Genomic DNA, 16,307 nt, shown 5'->3' on the forward strand with positions numbered 1-16,307 from the left:
GCCCGAGGGGAATTCCCTCGGGCGCCTCGGGCGTGCCGCTCAGGCGGCGTGGGTCGGGTAGTCGGTGTAGCCGGCTGCGTCGCCGCCGTAGAAGGTGGCGGGGTCGGGGGTGTTGAGGGGGGCGTCGGAGCGTATGCGCTCGACCAGGTCGGGGTTGGCGAGTGCCATCACGCCCACGCTGATGACGTCGGCGAGGCCCTCTTCGACGTCTTTGGCGCGGGTGGGTATGTCGGTGCCTGCCCGGTTGAGGACCAGCGTGGTGGGCCACAGTTTGCGCAGGGTGTGGAGGAGTTCGTCGTCGCCGCCGTGGCTGATGTGCAGGTAGGCGAGGTCGAGGGGGGCGAGGGCGCGTACGAGGGCGGGGTACAGCTCGTGGGTGTCGCTCTCGGCGATGTCGTTGAAGGGGTTGCCGGGGGAGATCCGGATGCCGGTGCGGCCGGCGCCGATCTCGTCGGCCACGGCGGTGGCGACCTCGACGGCGAAGCGGATGCGGTTGTCGAGGGAGCCGCCGTAGCGGTCGGTGCGCTGGTTGGTGTTGGTGGCGAGGAACTGGTGCACGAGGTAGCCGTTGGCGCCGTGGATCTCGACGCCGTCGGCGCCGGCGGCGATGGCGGCCGCGGCGGCGCGGCGGAAGTCGTCGACCGTCGCGGCGACCTCCTCGGTGGACAACTCGCGCGGTACCGGCATCTCCTGAAGGCCGGACGCGGTGAACATGGTGCCCGCCGGCTGGATCGCGGAGGGGGCGACCGGCTGCCGGTGGTGGAGGGTGTTGTCGGGGTGGGACATCCGTCCGGTGTGCATGAGCTGGATGACGATGCGTCCGCCGGCCTTGTGTACGGCGTCGGTGACCTTGCGCCAGCCGGTGATGTGCTCCTCGGTGTAGATGCCGGGGGTCAGCGGGTAGCCCTGTCCGTCGGCGGAGGGCTGGGTGCCCTCGGTGATGATCAGGGCGTGCGAGGCGCGCTGGGCGTAGTACTCGGAGTTCAGCTCGGTGGGTATGCCTTCGGGGGTGGACCTGTCCCGTGTCATGGGGGCCATCGCCAGCCGGTGCGGAAGCGGGATGTCCCCGGCGACGGTCGGGTTCCACAGGGCGTTCAGCATGTGGGATTCCTCAGGTTGTTGGGCGTGCTTGTGGAAGTAATAGAATTACGATCATAATGCTATGTGTGGATGTCAACAGGCGCAAGTGCGGTACCTGGTGGGAACCGGGATGAAAGTCGCGCGCCGCCGGAACCTGGAGCCCGGAACTTGGAGCCCGGAACTTGGAGCCCGGGACTCGGTCAGCCGTTCACGGGGTCTGCTCGGCGCGGCGGAGAACGGGCCGCAGCGCCTCGATGACGCCGGGGTCGTCCACCGTGGAGGGGATGGGTTCGTCGTGGCCGTCGGCGATGCCGCGCATCGTCTTGCGCAGGATCTTTCCCGAACGGGTCTTGGGCAGGGCGGCCACGACCGCCACGTCCTTGAGGGAGGCGACGGCGCCGATGCGTTCGCGTACCAGCTGGACGAGTTCGGCCTCGACCTCGCTCGGTTCGCGGCCGCTGCCCGCCTTCAGAACGACGAAGCCGCGCGGTACCTGTCCCTTCAGGGCGTCGGCGACGCCGATGACGGCGCATTCGGCTACGTCGGGGTGGGCGGCCAGAGCCTCCTCCATGCTGCCGGTGGACAGGCGGTGTCCGGCGACGTTGATGACGTCGTCGGTGCGGCCCATGACGAAGACGTAGCCGTCGTCGTCGATGTGTCCGCTGTCACCGGTGAGGTAGAAGCCGTCGAATGCGGAGAGATAGGAGGCGACATAGCGCTCGTCGTCGTTCCAGAGGGTGGGGAGCGCGCCGGGTGGCAGGGGGAGCCGCACGACGATGGCGCCGTCGACGCCGGCGGGCGCCGGCTCGCCCGAAGGATCGAGGACGCGGACGTTCCAGCCCGGCAGCGGAAGGGTCGGGGAGCCGGGCTTGAGGGGAGCGGCTTCGATGCCGACCGGGTTGGCGACGATCGGCCAGCCGGTCTCGGTCTGCCACCAGTGGTCGATCACCGGGACACCCAGCAGAGCGCCGGCCCAGTGGTAGGTCTCGGGGTCGAGGCGCTCGCCGGCGAGGAAGAGGTGGCGCAGGCCGGACAGGTCGTAGGCCCCGGTGAGCGAACCCTTCGGGTCCTCTTTACGGATGGCCCGGAAGGCGGTGGGCGCCGTGAACATGGTCTTGACCCGGTACTCGTCGGCGACCCGCCAGAACTGGCCCGCATCCGGTGTGCCGACCGGCTTGCCCTCGTAGAGGACCGTCGTCGCCCCGGCCAGTAGCGGCCCGTAGACGATGTACGAGTGCCCGACCACCCAGCCGACATCGGAACCGGTGAACATCGTCTCGCCCGGTCCCACGTCGTACACGGCGCCCATCGACCAGTGCAGGGCCACCGCGTAGCCGCCGCAGTCCCGTACGACTCCCTTGGGTTTCCCGGTCGTTCCGGACGTGTAGAGGATGTACAGCGGATCGGTCGCGGCGACCGGCGCGCAGTCGGCCGGGGGCGCGGCGGCGACCAGGTCGGCCCAGTCGAGATCGTCGGGCCCCAACTCGGCGCGCCCCTGCGGGCGTTGCAGAATCACCTGCTTCTCCGGCTGGTGGGCGGCGAGTTCGATCGCCCGGTCGAGCAGCGGCTTGTAGGCGATGACGCGCTTGCCCTCGATGCCGCAGGAGGCGGAGACGACCACCTTGGGGGTGGCGTCGTCGATGCGCACCGCGAGTTCGTGCGGGGCGAACCCGCCGAAGACGACCGAGTGGACCGCGCCGATCCGTGCGCAGGCCAGCATCGCGACGGCGGCCTCGGGAACCATCGGCATGTAGATCACCACCCGGTCGCCGTGTCCCACGCCGAGCTGCGCGAGCGCACCTGCGAAGGCCGCCACCTCGTCCCTCAGCTGTGTGTAGGTGTGGGTGCGCCGGGTGTCGGTGACGGGAGAGTCGTAGATGAGCGCGGGCTGTTCGCCCCGGCCGGCTTCGACGTGCCGGTCGAGCGCGTTGTGGCAGACGTTGAGCCGACCGTCGGGAAACCAGCGGTAGAAGGGGGCGCCCGAGGAATCCAGTGCGCGTCGTGGAGCGACCTCCCAGTCGATGCCCTCCGCCGCCTTCAGCCAGAAGCTCTCCGGGTCTTCGGTACTGGCACGGAAGACGTCCTCGTACATTCCCATCGCGCACTCCTTTGTGACATCCAGGGACAGGGGCGTAGCGGCGTACAACAGGGTGTCGGACACGAACACCCCATCCTGCCCGACACGGTCGTGCGGGATGCCGGGGACCGGCCGGGGGAGGCGGGTCTCCGGCGTGGCGACGGTGTCGGCGGGCCCGATCGGGACGGGCCCGCCATCACGTTTCCGTTCAGGCATGGGAAGGGAGCGGGCCCGCTGTGCGCGGCGGGTCCCCTCGACCGGTATTTCCCTGCGGGCAGGCTCACAGCTTGACGGCGGGAGCTGGCGAGGGTGGCCGCCGCTGTCGCCGAAGTGCCGGTAGGTGAAGGCGAGGGCGGCGATGCCCGCCTGCGCGAAACGCTCGGCGAAGGCGTCCAGGCGCGTCTCGCGGGTGGATCCGAGGCCGTGCCTGAGGGCGAGCGCAAGATGTCGCGCCCATCGGTCACCTCTCCGTACCTGCTGGGTCTCATGACTGGACGAACCTATGCTGGGTGTCATGAGGCGGACATCCTTTGCGCAGTGGCCCTGCTCGATCGCGCGGACCATGGACCTGCTCGGCGACTGGTGGACGCCCTTGGTCCTGCGCGAGGCGTTCTACGGGATCCGGCGCTTCGACGCGTTCCAGGAGTCGCTGGGGATCGCCCGCAACACCCTGACGGACCGGCTGCGCCGACTGGTGGAGGAGGGGCTGCTGGAGAAGCGGCCGTACCAGACGGAGCCGGTCCGGTACGACTACGTGCTCACCGAGAAGGGGCGCGACTTCTACGGGGTGCTGCTGGTGATGAACCGGTGGGGAGACCGCTGGCTGGCCGGTGAAGCGGGCCCGCCGGTGGCCATGCGTCACGAGGTGTGCGGGCAGGAGAGCCATGCCGAGGTGGTGTGCGCCGCATGCGGTGAGCCGATGACCGCCGACAACACCCACCCCCGGATGGGCCCCGGTTATCCACCGCATCTGGCCGAGCGGCCGGACGTGCGGGAGCGTTTCGCCGATTGATCGGGTGGTTCTGGGGCCGGCCGACCAGCTCCGTGGTCCTCGGGCCGTCCCAGTAGCTCCCTGGCGCCTGCGCCCGCCCTTGACAAGTAAGTCTATCTACGCAACTTTACTGGTCAGGTGCTGGGATGAGGGTTTTCGGACGGGCAGGGAGGCCGCAGGATCATGGAGTGGACGGGTGCGCGCTATGGGGACAAGCCGACGGTCGAGGTCCGCATCTGGATCGCCGCCCCGCCGGAGCGAGTGTGGGCGCTGGTGTCCGACATCGAGCTGATGCCACGCATGAGCCCCGAGCTGCAGTCGGTGGAATGGCTGGACGGCGGGAGCGGTCCGGCGCCGGGGGCCCGGTTCATCGGCCGGAGCAGGCACGAGGCGCTGGGGGAGTGGGCCACCACGTCCCACATCGTCGAGTACGAGCCGTCGAAGGTGCTCGCCTGGGCGGTCGAGGATCCGCAGCACCCCACGGCCATCTGGCGGTTCACCCTTGAACGGCACGACGGCGGCACCCTGCTGCGGGAGTGGATGCAGATGGGGCCGGCCCGCTCGGGCCTCTCCTTCGCCATCGACCGCATGCCGGAGAAGGAACAGAAGATCGTCTTCGTGCGCATGCGGGAGTTCGAGACCGACATGGCCGCCACCCTCGAAGAGATCAAGAAGCTGGCCGAGAGGCCCCGGACCTCGGGCGAGGGGAATCTCTGATGCGTACGTCCACCACGATCGAAGCCTCCGGGGGCGACTGGCGGGAGATCGTCGACTACGTCACCGAGGCGGAGAAACTCGGCCTGGACATCTGCTGGGTCGCGGAGGCGTGGGGCTCCGAGGCGCCCTCGCGTTGGGCTACCTCGCCGCGAAGACCGAGCGCCTGCTGCTCGGCTCCGGAATCATCCAGCTGGGCACCCGCACGCCGGTGGCCATCGCCCGCGCGGCGATCACGCTGGCGCAGATCTCCCAGGGACGCTTCCTTCTCGGCCTCGGCCTCTCCGGCCCGCAGGTGATCGAAGGGCTGCACGGCGTGCCCTTCGCCCGGCCGCTGGCACGGATGCGTGAGACCGTCGAGATCGTGCGCCGGGCCGCCTCGGGCGAGAAGATCTCCTACTCCGGGCGGGAGTTCCAGCTCCCGCTGCCGGGCGGTGAGGCGAAACCCATGCGCCTGTCGACGCGCGCCGAGCACGACATCCCGGTCTACCTGGCGACCCTCTCCCCGAAGATGCTCCACCTCACCGGTGAGATCGCCGACGGCTGGCTCGGCACCAGCTTTGTGCCCGAGGGCGCCAAGGAGGCGTACTTCGACCACCTGGACCAGGGCCTGGCCGCCGTCGGCCGCACCCGCGCCGACCTGGACATCTGCCAGGGCGCCGAGGTCGCCTTCGCCGATGACGAGGACACGCTGCGCGCGATGGTGGCCGGACGCAAGAAGGAGCTGGCCTTCAGCCTCGGCGGTATGGGCTCCGCGACCACGAACTTCTACAACAACGCCTACAGCCGCCAGGGTTGGGCCGAGGTGGCGGCCGACGTCCGGACGCGTTGGCAGGCCGGGGACCGGGACGGCGCGGCCGGCCTGGTCACCGACGAGATGGTGCTGGCGACCACGCTGATCGGCACCGAGGACATGGTGCGCGAGCGGCTGCGCGTGTGGCGCGACGTCGGCGTCGACACCGTTCGTTTCTATCCCGCCGGCGAGACCCTGGGCGCCCGGCTTGCCACGCTGGGCCGGGCCATCGAAGTGGTCCGCGACGTCGAGGACGGGGCGGCCAGGTAGCGACAGGGCCGTGTCGGCCTCTTGGGGGCGGGCCGAGAGGCCCTCCATGAGGCCTGTGTCAGGTGGCCTGCGGGCGGGCGCCGGCACCGTCGGCCGCCAGGCCCGACATCAGCAGGGTGATCGCCCGGAACGTACTGCTCAGGGCGGCCTCCCGATCCGCCGCCGCGGCGATGATCTGGTTGCCCTCGCAGAGGCCGGACATCAGCAGGCGGGCGACCGTGACGACGGGAACGTCAGGTCGCAGGTCGCCGCGTTCGGCCAGGGCGGTCAGCAGACGTTCGATTGGCGGCTGGGCGATGGTGTCGTTGCGGTGCCGGTACCGCTCGCCCAGGACCGAGGGCGCCTGGACCATCAGCTCGCGGTGCGGCGGGTCGTGTGGTCGTCTCCACGGTCGGGCCGTTCATGCGGCTCGGCTCGCCTCGGCTCGGCATGGCCACGGTCACGGCGGCGGCGCGGGCGGGTGCGCCCGTCATGTCCTGCGTGAGCTGGACTCCGTCGCGCCGACCGGGGAGCGGCCCTCGTACCCGCGTTCGACTACGACTATGTGCCGGGCAATCTCGCCGGTGCGCTGGCCCTGGATCAGGCGGGCGACCGGGCACGTCATGTCGAGATCGGCTACCTCATCACCCGTTCGGGCCGTGGGGACGAGTTGCTCTACCGGGGCACCCTGCACGACGCCTGCACCCTGATCACGGGGGGTACGCGGCAGACGCTGGTCGGCGCGGCGGCCGAGGGCGGGTTCGCCTACCGCCCCGCACGTGCCGGGGCCCCTTCCCGGCTGGTCGACGAGCCTGCCGCCAAGCGTGTCCGCACGTTCCGCCACGCCGGTGTGACACGTCCGGCCATGACCGTCCCGGGTTCGGAACATCTCGGACTGCCGGAGGTCTTCCCCCAATTGGAGAGCGTCGAGGTGGGCCTTGGGTGGTTCGGGCGGTGGACGCGGCCGGTGCGGATCGCCGCCGCGCTCCAGGCGCGCCCCTGCCGCGCTCGGCGAAGGTGCGCGCCGTGGTGACGCGGCTGTCCGAGCGGCTCCCGGGATCGCGGCGCGAGCCGGACAGCGACGGCCGTTCCCTGGTGATCGCCGTCGCCCGCGACGGCCACGGTCGCCCCTTGGCCACGACCGCCCTCACCGGGCCCGATCCGTACGAGATGACCGGAGCCCTTCTGACGTGGGGCGCCGTCCACGCGGCGGCGCCGGACGCCGTCCTCAAGCCCGGCGTGCACGGCCCGGTCGCGGCGTTCGGGCTCTACACGCTCAGGCTCGGTGCTGCCGAGGCCGGAGTACGCGAAGTCGACGAGGCGTCGGGCCGCCGTCGATGATTGCCGTGCGGGCATGGATCAAGGCAGCGGGGCGTACAGGTACAGGAACAGGTTGTTCGATCGGGAGTGAGCCGGCCCCGTACGGGAAGTCGGCCGTCCCAGCGGAAAGGATCCGTCCATGGACGAGCAGGGTGAGCGCTTCGATGTCGTCGTACTAGGTGCGGGCCCCGGCGGGTACGTCGCCGCCATCCGGGCCGCCCAACTGGGCAAGCGCGTCGCGGTCATCGAGGAGAAGTACTGGGGCGGCGTCTGTCTGAACGTGGGCTGCATTCCCACCAAGGCCCTGCTGCGCAATGCCGAACTCGCACACGTGTTCACGCGCGAGGCGAAGACCTTCGGCATCAAGGTCGACGGGGAGGTCTCCTTCGACTACGGGGAGGCCTACCGCCGTAGCCGCAAGATCGCGGACGGCCGGGTCAAGGGCGTCCACTACCTGATGAAGAAGAACAAGATCACGGAAATCAGCGGCCGCGGCACGTTCCTCGACCCCCACACGCTCCAGGTGGCGGACTATGACGGCAACAGCCGCACCATCGGTTTCGACGACTGCGTCATCGCCACCGGCGCGACCCCCAAGCTGCTCCCCGGCACCCGGCGTACCTCGCGCGTGGTGACGTTCGAGGAGCAGATCCTCGCCGAGGAGCTGCCGCAGTCGATCGTGATCGCGGGCGCCGGGGCCATCGGCATCGAGTTCGCCTATGTCCTGCACAACTACGGCGTGAAGGTCACGATCGTCGAGTTCCTGGACCGGATCGCCCCGCTGGAGGACAGCGAGGTCTCCGCCGAACTCGCCAAGCAGTACCGGAGGTTGGGCATCGACATGCTCACCTCGACCCGCGTCGAGTCGATCGACGAGTCGGGCCCGCAGGTCCGGGTCACGGTCACCGGCAAGGACGGTACCCAGCAGGTCTTGGAGGCCGACAAGGTCCTCCAGGCGATCGGCTTCGCGCCGAACGTCACCGGCTACGGACTGGAGAACACCGGCGTCACCGTCACCGAGCGCGGTGCGATCGACGTCGACGGCCGCTGCCGTACCTCCGTCCCGCACATCTACGCCATCGGCGACGTCACCGCGAAGCTGATGCTGGCGCACGCCGCCGAGGCGATGGGCGTGGTCGCCGCGGAGACCCTGGCCGGCGCGGAGACCATGGAGCTGGACTACGTGATGATCCCGCGGGCCACCTTCTGCCAGCCGCAGATCGCCGGCTTCGGCTACACCGAGGCGCAGGCGAGGGAGAAGGGCTTCGACGTCCAGGTGGCCAAGTTCCCGTTCACCGCCAACGCCAAGGCCCACGGCCTGGGCGATGCGACCGGCTTCGTGAAGCTGATCAGCGACGCCAAGTACGGCGAGCTGCTCGGCGGCCACCTCATCGGCCCGGACGTCACCGAGCTGCTCCCCGAGCTGACCCTGGCCCAGCAGTGGGACCTGACGGTCCACGAGGTGGCTCGCAATGTCCACGCCCACCCCACGCTGGGCGAGGCCGTCAAGGAAGCGGTCCACGGCCTCGCCGGCCACATGATCAACATGTAGCGGGGCGGCGAACACTCGGGCCTCGGCAGGAGTATGGCCCGGGTGCGCCGCCGTGTGCCCGAAGAATTTGCACACCGGAGATCTCACTCGCGCGGTCGCGTGACGTTCCTCGGCCTCGACGTGACCGGCGACGACTCGGTGAACTCGGGTCCTGCCTGTCCACCCCGGCTTGCCGGGGGTGAATTCGACGGGTTCGCGGGTCCTTGAAGGATGCCGCCGGAATTCCCTCGGTCAGGAGCCGGCTCGTGGCAGCACCCTGGTGCGGGCGAGTCCGCCGAGCCATGCGGCGGAGGGCTTGGGGGTGCGTTCGAAGGTGTTTGGGTTGATGGCGATGAGGCCGAAGGTGGGCTTGTAGGAGCCCCATTCGTAGTTGTCGAGGGCGCTCCAGTGGAGGTAGCCGTGGATGTCGAGGCCGTCTTCGAGGGCGGCGGCGACTTCCTGGAGTGCACCGGTGGTGTAGGCGATGCGGCGGGTGTCGTCGTCGGTGGCGATGCCGTTCTCGGTGACGATGAGGGGGACGTCGCCGGCGATCTCGGCGGTGTGGCGCAGGGCGTGGCCGACGGCCTGGGGGTAGAACTCCCAGCCGATGAGGGTACGTTCGACGCCGTCCGGGGCGGGGACCGGGCCGTCGGGGCCGATTCGGGTGCGGGTGTAGGACTGGACGCCGATCCAGTCGTCGTCGCGGGCGGCCTCGATGAACACGTCCTCGCGGGGGTGGCCGTAGGCGGCCGTCGCGGCTTCGGCACCGGGCAGGGCCTGGTACACCTGGTTGGCGATCGACCAGCCGACCTGAATGTCCTCGGAGATGGCCTTGACGGCCGCTCGCGCGCGGTGGTGGGCCTGGATCAGGGCGTCGGTGGTGGCCTTGTCGGGCAGCGGCGTTCCGACGGCGGGGGGTGCTTCGGCGCCCAGCTTCCGTACGGCGCCGGCGACCGCGATCATGTTGGGTTCGTTGATGGTGCAGACGTGCCGTACGCCGGTGCCGATGATCGGCGCGGTCGCCCGGACGTATGTCTCGAACAGGTCGGCGGCGCCGTCGGCGGTCCAGCCGCCGCGGTCGGCGAACCAGCGGGGCACGGTGAAGTGGTGGAGGGTGACCATGGGCCGCAGGCCGCGTTCGATCGCTCCGTCGACCATGCGCCGGTAGTGGGCGATCTCCGCTCGGGAGAAGTGGCCGGGGGCGGGCTCGATGCGGGCCCATTCGATGCTGAAGCGGTAGTCGGTGAAGCCGAGCCGGGCGAGCAGGTCCATGTCCTCGCGCCACCGGTGGTAGCTGTCGGCGGCGTCGCCGCTGGGTTCGGCGATGGTGGTGCCGGCCTCGTGTTCCATCTGCCACCAGTCGCTGTTGACGTTGTTGCCCTCGATCTGGTGGGCGGCGGTGGAGGCTCCCCACAGGAAGCCGTCGGGGAAGCGGAGACCGTCGGCGGTGACGTGCATGGCTGGGCCTTTCGGGGCGTGCGGGGTGACGGTTTCAGCGGGCGTGGTGGTCCGGGTTGCCGGGCCAGATGGCCGAGGCGTCGTCGCGGTGGAGGTCGGGCAGGCGGACAGGTCGGACAGGGATGGTGTGTTCGCTGCCCTCGGCGCCGGCTGTCCACGGGGCGGGGTGACCGGCGTAGCTGAGGGTGGCGAGGACGAAGACTCCGTCGGCGTACACCTCGACGTACTCACCGATGGTGAGGATCCGCAAGCCGGCCGCGGGTTCGGTGAGGGCCGCCTGCCCGAGCTGGGCTCCGTCGAGTCCGGTGACCTTGAGCTCCTTGCCGTCGCAGGCGACGACGAGGGCGGGGCGGTCGCCGCCGGGGGTGTCGGTGCGCAGGGTGATCTTGACGGGGCCGGAGAGGGTGATGTCGCCGACCGCGTGCAGGGCGGCCTCGTCGGTCTCTTCGCCGAGCCAGGCGTTCAGGCCGGGCCACCATTCCAGGCGGGGCGCCGCATCCGGGGGCGTGACCAGGAGTTTCGGCTGGGCGAGCATGCCGCGGCAGGGGGCGCCCGTGTCGGTGAGGCCGACTCGGCGGGGGGCGGTGTGCAGGACGACCCGGGAGTCGTCGGGGGCCGGGATGACGCGGGGCGCGTAGGAGCCGGTCGGGCCGAGGGGGCCGCGGCGGCTCCAGGGGCCGCGCAGGCTCGGCGCGGTCCACGCCTCGAAGCCGCGGGTGGCTCCGATGGAGCCCAGCAGCAACCAGCTTCCGTCGTCGAGGCGTTCCAGGACCGGGCATTCGAGTTCGTCGACATCGCCCGGGGAGATGAGCGGCGGGTGGACGGTCCAGTGCTCCAGGTCGTCGGAGGTGGCCCAGGCGACGCAGCCGCTGACCTCGACGGGCAGGGAGGCGTCGCCGGCGCAGACGATCATGATCCAGCCGTCGCCCTCGTCGTCGCGTACGACGAAGGGGTCGCGCCAGCCCATGCGTTCACCGGTGCGGTACCAGCGGGGGTCCGCCTCGACGACCGGCCCGGTGCCGTGGCGGCGCCAGCCGGTGCCGTCGGTCCGGTCGGAGTACGCGAGGCCGACGGACTGGAGCGGCCAGCCGCCAGGCGTCAATCCGCTCACCCCTGTGTAGAACATCGCCATTCCCTCGCCGTGACGGACGGGGTGCATGGTCCACACGGCCTGCTGGTCGAAGCGGCCGGGCAGGCCGTTGCCGAAGGCGGTGCCCTGCGGCTCCCAGTGGACGAGGTCCGTGGACGTGGCCCGGCCGTAGGAGGTCTCCATACTCAGATGGTCGAAGTCGGGCGTCCAGGGGCCTTGCAGATGAAGCACCGCGTAGGTGCCGTCCTCGTCACGGAGCAGGGCGAAGTCGTTCACGCAGAGGCCGGGCGGGGCGTATCGCATGCACTGTTCCTGTCGGCTCACAGCGCCCAAACGCATGCGCTGAATGTTGATCTCCATCGACCCTCTTGGGAGTCAGTCCAGTAAATATGAACGCAAACGCTTGCGCAACGACGAGGGCGGGTTTACGGTCGCGTCACTCACAGATCACACCGACGTGAAATCTAGGGAGAAATCCGCCGTGACGGCTCGCATCACCGATGTCGCCCGCGCCGCCGGGGTCTCGGCGTCCACCGTGTCCCGCGCCCTGCGCGGCCGGACGGGCGTGTCCGAGGAGGTGAGGGCGCAGATCACGGCCGTCGCGGCCTCGCTCGGTTACACGGCGTCGCGCTCGGCGTCCAGCCTGGCCAGCGGGCGCACCTTCACCATCGGGGTGGTCGCCCCGTACATCGGCCGTTGGTTCTTCGGCACCGTGCTGGACGCCGCCGAACAGGTGTTCAGTGCTGCCGGGTACGACGTGCTGCTGTACAACCTGGGCTCGCCGGAAGCACGCAAGCGTTTCTTCACCAAGCTGCCCGTGCGCAAGCGCGTCGACGCGGTGCTGTCGCTGCTGATCCCGGACGAGGACGAGTCCGCCGCCCTGCGCTCGCTCGGGGTGCCGCTGGCCTCCACCGTCGGGGGCCAGCGCCCCGGCTTCACGGTGGTCGGCATCGACGATCGGGCGGGCGCGGAGAGCGCCGTACGGCATCTGGCGAACCTCGGCCACCGCCGGATCGGCATGATCTCCGGAGCCAGCGGCCCCCTGCACTGGACCACGCCCATCGACCGTCGTGCGGCCTACCTGCACGTTCTCACCGAGGCCGGGATCGAGCACGACCCCGCCCTGGTGTCGGACGGCGACTACACCGTCGAGGGCGGCGAGCGGGCGATGACCGAACTGCTGGCCGCCTCCCGGCCGCCGACCGCCGTGTTCGCCCAGTCCGACGAGATGGCGATGGGCGCGCTGCGCGCCCTCAGACGACACCGCCTGAAGGTGCCGGACGACGTGTCTGTCATCGGCTTCGACGACCACGAACTCGCCGATGTGCTCGGCCTGACCACCGTGGCCCAGCCGGTCGCCGGCCAGGGTGCGGAGGCCGCCCGGCTGCTGCTGCGGCAGCTCGACGAGTCGGCCGACGAGCAGCCCGGGCACGTCCAGATGCCCACCCGTCTGGTACTGCGCGAAACCACCGCGCCGCCGCGACCACGCGGACCGCAGTAACCCCCGAACCCCACCGCACAGTCCCCGGGACTCACGTCCCTTGAGCCCCCCCACGCCCCAAGACCGGAAAGCACTTCAGCGCTTCGGACCTCACAGCAGCACCAACCCTCGCACGGAGGCACCAACCCATGAACGCCGGAAACAGAAGGTCCCGTCACGCGGCCCGCACGGGCCTGGCCCTCGTCCTTCCCCTGGCGGCGCTGGCCGCCTGTGGCGGGGGCGGCGGCACCGACACCGCGGCCGAGTCGGGCAGCGGTACGGGCACCATCAGCGTCTGGGCCCACCAGGGACAGAAGAGCGAGGACACCGCGCTGCAGAACGCGGTGAAGTCCTTCAACTCCTCGCAGGACAAGGTCAAGGTCGAGCTGAAGCTGATCCCCGGCAACGACTACACCAAGACCATCACCGCGACCGACGCCTCCAAGCTGCCGGACGTCATGGAGTTCGACGGTCCGACGATGGCGAACTTCGTCTACAACAAGAAGCTCGCCCCCATCGACGGCTACGTCTCCTCGAAGACCATGGCCAACGCCACCGACGCCAGCAAGGCGCAGGGCGAGATCAACGGCAAGCACTACGGGCTGGGCATGTACGACTCCGGCCTCGGCATCTACGGCAACAAGAAGCTCTTGGACGCCGCCGGGGTGAAGTACCCCACCGGCCTGTCCGACGACTGGACCGCGGACGAGTTCACCGCCGCGCTCAAGACGCTCAAGGCCAAGGACTCCGACGGCAAGCCCCTCGACCTCCAGGAGACCGGCGGCTACAACAACGAGTGGGGCACCTACGGCTTCGCCCCCATCGTGTGGTCGGCCGGCGGCTCCCTCCTCAAGGACGGCAAGGCCGAAGGCGCCCTCGACACCCCGGCCGTGGTCTCCGCGATGAAGACCTTCCAGTCCTGGAAGACCTACGTCGACCCCAACACCGACGGCAACGCCTTCGCCAAGGGCCGAGTCGCCCTGAGCTGGGTCGGCCACTGGATGTACCCCACCTACAGCGAGGCGCTCGGCGACGACCTCGTCGTGCTGCCGCTGCCCGACTTCGGCAACGGCCCCAAGACCGGCCAGGGCTCCTGGGCCTGGGGCATCGGTGCCGACACCAAGAACGCCAAGGCCGCCGGCACGTTCCTCGACAGCCTTCTCGACGACACCAACATCACGGCGATGACCACAGCCAACGGCGCGGTGCCGGCCACCAGGACCGCACTCGCCGCGAGCCCGCTGTACAAGCAGGGCGGCCCGCTCCAGCTCTACTCCGACCAGCTCGCCAAGCCCTGCGGTGACACCGACATCACCAAGTCCTGCGTCGCCGTCACCCGCCCCGTGACCGCCGGATACCCCACGGTCACCGCCAAGTTCAGCGAGGCCCTGAACTCCATCTACGGCGGCGCCGACCCCAAGAGCACCCTGGAGAAGGCCGCCCGCGGTATCGACCAGGACTTCTCGGACAACGCCGGCTACAAGATCCCGTAGGCCACATCGGCCGGGCGGGCGCATGCCAGCCGCGCCCGCCCCGGCCGGGAACAGGACCCACCCGTGAATTCCGCCGAACCCGCGCAGTCCGCGCCCTCCGACCGGGAGCAGGACCCACCCGTGACCTCCGAGAAGCCCGCCGGCTCCGGGCGCCCCGCACGATCCACGCGACCGTCCCGACCGTCCCGACCGTCCCGACCGTCCCGATCGGCGCGACCGGTGCGACCGGTGCGGAAGAACCGTGACTGGATCCACGGACTGGCGATGTCCGGCCCAGCCGTCGCCGGGCTCATCGCCTTCGTCGGCATCCCCTTCTGCTACGCCGTGGTGCTCTCCTTCTACAACGTGCGCCTCGGCTCCCCGCTGGAGCCCACCTTCTTCGGCGTCGAGCAGTACCGGCGGTTGTTCACCGACCCCGACCTGTCCGGCCCCTTCCTCCGGGCTCTGCTGAACAACCTGACCTTCGCCGTGGTCGTCGTACCGCTGCAGACGGGTCTCGCCCTGGGCCTGGCGATCCTGCTGAACCGCAAGCTCAAGGCCATCGGCCTGTTCCGGTCCTTGTTCTTCATGCCCGTGGTCTTCCCGATGGCGCTGGTCGCCGTGATCTGGCGGCTGATCCTCGCCCGCAGCGACCAGGGCATGCTCAACTCCGCGCTGGACGCGGTGAGTTTCGGCCACTGGGGCGCGTTCGACTGGCTCGGCGACGGGCTCACCGCGATGGCCTCGATCATCGTGCTGTCGGTGTGGCAGGGCGTCGGCTTCCAGATGGTCATCCTGCTGGCCGGGCTCCAGCAGATCCCGGGCGAACTCTACGAGGCCGCCGAACTCGACCGGGCGTCCCGCTGGCAGCAGTTCCGGCACGTCACCCTGCCCGGCATCCGCGGCACCCTCGTCTTCGTCGCCATGCTCACCTCGGTGCTGTCCTTCCGGGTGTTCGACCAGGTGTACGTCCTCGTCAAGGGCGGCGGTCTGGACGAGGACGCCACCCGCACGGTCATGTACCAGGCCGTCACCACCGCCTTCGACCAGAACAACATCGGCCAGGCGTCCGCGATCACGGTCGTCTTCTTCCTGATCGTCGTCGCCCTGACCCTCATTCAGCGCCGCGTCGTCCGGCCCGGAAACGAGGACTGAACATGAGCACGACCACGAGCACGGGGATGCCCCGCAGGCAGCCGCTGCGCCGCTTCCTCGACTACGCCGTACTGAGCGTGCTGGCGTTCGTCTTCGCACTGCCCGTGATCTACCTGTTCCTCGGCAGCCTCAAGCCCTCCGACGAGGTACTCGACGGCCTGTCCGGCTTCCTGCCCACCCACCTGTCCTTCGACAACTACTCAGCGGTCCTCGACGCCCTCAACTCCGACAGCACCGGCTACTTCTGGCGCTTCATGGGCATCTCGCTGCTGCTGGCGTTCGTGGTCGTGACCGGGGGACTGTTCGTCAACTCGATGGCGGCGTACGGGCTTTCGCGACTGAAGTGGCGGGGCAGGGAGGCCGTCTTCACCCTCGTCCTGCTGCTGATGCTGGTCCCGTTCGAGTCGGTGGCCGTGCCGCTGTTCTACATGTTCAACGACCAGCGCAACACGCTCCCCATCCTGGCGCTCCCGTTCATCGCCAACGCCTTCTCGATCTACCAGTTCCACACTTTCTTCCGCACGATCCCGCCGAGCATCGAGGAAGCGGCCCGCATCGACGGCGCCGGTCCCTGGCGCACCTTCTTCGCCATCATCGTCCCCATGTCGAAGCCGGCCTTCGCGTCCGTCGCCATCCTCACCTTCCTCACCCAGTGGGGCTCCTTCCTCTGGCCGGTCCTGATGGTCTCCGACCCCTCCGTCCGTCCGCTGCCGCTGGAAATGAGCGTCTTCCAGGGCCAACTGCCCCCGGACTGGGGCCAGATCCTCGCCTTCGGCGTCCTCCTGGTCCTGCCCGTCCTCGTGGTCTTCGCCTTCTTCCAGCGCTGGTTCGTCCAGGGCGTCGCCAGCTCCGCCGTCAAGGGCTGAGCCCCGCGCCCAGCGCTTTTTCTACGGAGAC

General features: G+C 69.9%; 14 protein-coding genes and 1 pseudogene. 10 read left to right on the plus strand and 5 right to left on the minus strand.

Features of this window, described 5'->3' with window-relative positions; genetic code table 11:
• Positions 1 to 39: 39 nt before the first annotated feature.
• Together I8N67_RS29265 and I8N67_RS29270 are read right to left on the minus strand one after the other, a co-directional pair.
• Positions 40 to 1,101 carry an alkene reductase gene (locus I8N67_RS29265; protein ID WP_200307229.1) on the minus strand — a complete coding sequence of 354 codons (1,062 nt, stop codon included), beginning with the start codon at positions 1,099 to 1,101 and terminating at the stop codon, positions 40 to 42.
• A 187-nt stretch (positions 1,102 to 1,288) separates the two neighbouring features.
• Positions 1,289 to 3,178: a propionyl-CoA synthetase gene (locus I8N67_RS29270; protein ID WP_200307263.1), complete on the minus strand. Its 1,890-nt coding sequence runs from the start codon at positions 3,176 to 3,178 to the stop codon at positions 1,289 to 1,291.
• A gap of 493 nt (positions 3,179 to 3,671) precedes the next feature.
• Between I8N67_RS29270 and I8N67_RS29275 the strand changes: the two genes are divergently transcribed.
• The 3 genes and pseudogenes from I8N67_RS29275 (at position 3,672) to I8N67_RS29285 (ending at position 5,925) form a co-directional block, all read left to right on the plus strand.
• A complete protein-coding gene (locus I8N67_RS29275) occupies positions 3,672 to 4,169 on the plus strand; it encodes a winged helix-turn-helix transcriptional regulator (RefSeq protein WP_200307230.1) in 498 nt (165 codons plus the stop codon).
• 162 nt (positions 4,170 to 4,331) lie between these two features.
• On the plus strand, positions 4,332 to 4,865 hold the full coding sequence (locus I8N67_RS29280; protein ID WP_200307231.1) for an SRPBCC family protein: 534 nt from the start codon (positions 4,332 to 4,334) through the stop codon (positions 4,863 to 4,865).
• A pseudogene (locus I8N67_RS29285) lies at positions 4,865 to 5,925 on the plus strand (LLM class flavin-dependent oxidoreductase). The gene I8N67_RS29280 and the pseudogene I8N67_RS29285 overlap by 1 nt, the downstream one beginning before the upstream one ends.
• A gap of 58 nt (positions 5,926 to 5,983) precedes the next feature.
• Here the strand turns inward: I8N67_RS29285 and I8N67_RS29290 are convergent.
• Positions 5,984 to 6,277: a TetR family C-terminal domain-containing protein gene (locus I8N67_RS29290; RefSeq protein ID WP_200307232.1), complete on the minus strand. Its 294-nt coding sequence runs from the start codon at positions 6,275 to 6,277 to the stop codon at positions 5,984 to 5,986.
• 192 nt (positions 6,278 to 6,469) lie between these two features.
• Between I8N67_RS29290 and I8N67_RS29295 the strand changes: the two genes are divergently transcribed.
• The 3 genes from I8N67_RS29295 (at position 6,470) to lpdA (ending at position 8,776) form a co-directional block, all read left to right on the plus strand.
• Positions 6,470 to 6,937 (plus strand): hypothetical protein, encoded by a 468-nt coding sequence (locus I8N67_RS29295; protein ID WP_200307233.1) that lies wholly within the window; start codon positions 6,470 to 6,472, stop codon positions 6,935 to 6,937.
• The gene (locus I8N67_RS29300; RefSeq protein WP_200307234.1) at positions 6,931 to 7,245 is read left to right on the plus strand and encodes a hypothetical protein; all 315 of its coding nucleotides are present in this window, start codon (positions 6,931 to 6,933) and stop codon (positions 7,243 to 7,245) included. Before I8N67_RS29295 ends, I8N67_RS29300 begins: the two co-directional genes overlap by 7 nt.
• Positions 7,246 to 7,363: 118 nt before the next feature.
• Positions 7,364 to 8,776, plus strand: coding sequence for a dihydrolipoyl dehydrogenase (gene lpdA / locus I8N67_RS29305; RefSeq protein WP_200307235.1), 1,413 nt, complete (start codon positions 7,364 to 7,366; stop codon positions 8,774 to 8,776).
• Between the two features lie 231 nt (positions 8,777 to 9,007).
• Here the strand turns inward: lpdA and I8N67_RS29310 are convergent, their stop codons facing one another.
• Positions 9,008 to 10,213, minus strand: coding sequence for a glycoside hydrolase family 1 protein (locus I8N67_RS29310; protein ID WP_200307236.1), 1,206 nt, complete (start codon positions 10,211 to 10,213; stop codon positions 9,008 to 9,010).
• A 34-nt stretch (positions 10,214 to 10,247) separates the two neighbouring features.
• Entirely contained in the window at positions 10,248 to 11,606 is a 1,359-nt protein-coding gene (locus I8N67_RS29315; RefSeq protein ID WP_200307237.1) for a glycoside hydrolase family protein, read from the minus strand.
• 178 nt (positions 11,607 to 11,784) lie between these two features.
• On the opposite strand from I8N67_RS29315, the gene I8N67_RS29320 reads away from it, so the two are divergent.
• The 4 genes from I8N67_RS29320 (at position 11,785) to I8N67_RS29335 (ending at position 16,276) form a co-directional block, all read left to right on the plus strand.
• Positions 11,785 to 12,804: a LacI family DNA-binding transcriptional regulator gene (locus tag I8N67_RS29320; protein WP_200307238.1), complete on the plus strand. Its 1,020-nt coding sequence runs from the start codon at positions 11,785 to 11,787 to the stop codon at positions 12,802 to 12,804.
• A gap of 128 nt (positions 12,805 to 12,932) precedes the next feature.
• Entirely contained in the window at positions 12,933 to 14,276 is a 1,344-nt protein-coding gene (locus tag I8N67_RS29325) for an ABC transporter substrate-binding protein (RefSeq protein WP_200307239.1), read from the plus strand.
• A 63-nt stretch (positions 14,277 to 14,339) separates the two neighbouring features.
• Positions 14,340 to 15,410, plus strand: a complete 1,071-nt coding sequence (locus tag I8N67_RS29330) for a carbohydrate ABC transporter permease (RefSeq protein WP_372443819.1) — start codon at positions 14,340 to 14,342, stop codon at positions 15,408 to 15,410.
• A 2-nt stretch (positions 15,411 to 15,412) separates the two neighbouring features.
• Positions 15,413 to 16,276, plus strand: a complete 864-nt coding sequence (locus I8N67_RS29335) for a carbohydrate ABC transporter permease (protein WP_234046483.1) — start codon at positions 15,413 to 15,415, stop codon at positions 16,274 to 16,276.
• Positions 16,277 to 16,307: the final 31 nt, after the last annotated feature.

The sequence above is a fragment of the Streptomyces adelaidensis genome, from assembly GCF_016598475.1.
GTDB classification, from domain to species: domain Bacteria; phylum Actinomycetota; class Actinomycetes; order Streptomycetales; family Streptomycetaceae; genus Streptomyces; species Streptomyces adelaidensis.

Excerpts from the sequence above, each read along its gene's own strand:
- I8N67_RS29265 (WP_200307229.1), bottom strand. The coding sequence starts at position 1,101 with ATGCTGAACGCCCTGTGGAACCCGACCGTCGCCGGGGACATCCCGCTT.
- I8N67_RS29270 (WP_200307263.1), bottom strand. The coding sequence starts at position 3,178 with ATGGGAATGTACGAGGACGTCTTCCGTGCCAGTACCGAAGACCCGGAG.
- I8N67_RS29275 (WP_200307230.1), top strand. The coding sequence starts at position 3,672 with ATGAGGCGGACATCCTTTGCGCAGTGGCCCTGCTCGATCGCGCGGACC.
- I8N67_RS29280 (WP_200307231.1), top strand. The coding sequence starts at position 4,332 with ATGGAGTGGACGGGTGCGCGCTATGGGGACAAGCCGACGGTCGAGGTC.
- I8N67_RS29290 (WP_200307232.1), bottom strand. The coding sequence starts at position 6,277 with ATGGTCCAGGCGCCCTCGGTCCTGGGCGAGCGGTACCGGCACCGCAAC.
- lpdA (WP_200307235.1), top strand. The coding sequence starts at position 7,364 with ATGGACGAGCAGGGTGAGCGCTTCGATGTCGTCGTACTAGGTGCGGGC.
- I8N67_RS29310 (WP_200307236.1), bottom strand. The coding sequence starts at position 10,213 with ATGCACGTCACCGCCGACGGTCTCCGCTTCCCCGACGGCTTCCTGTGG.
- I8N67_RS29315 (WP_200307237.1), bottom strand. The coding sequence starts at position 11,606 with ATGCGATACGCCCCGCCCGGCCTCTGCGTGAACGACTTCGCCCTGCTC.
- I8N67_RS29325 (WP_200307239.1), top strand. The coding sequence starts at position 12,933 with ATGAACGCCGGAAACAGAAGGTCCCGTCACGCGGCCCGCACGGGCCTG.
- I8N67_RS29335 (WP_234046483.1), top strand. The coding sequence starts at position 15,413 with ATGAGCACGACCACGAGCACGGGGATGCCCCGCAGGCAGCCGCTGCGC.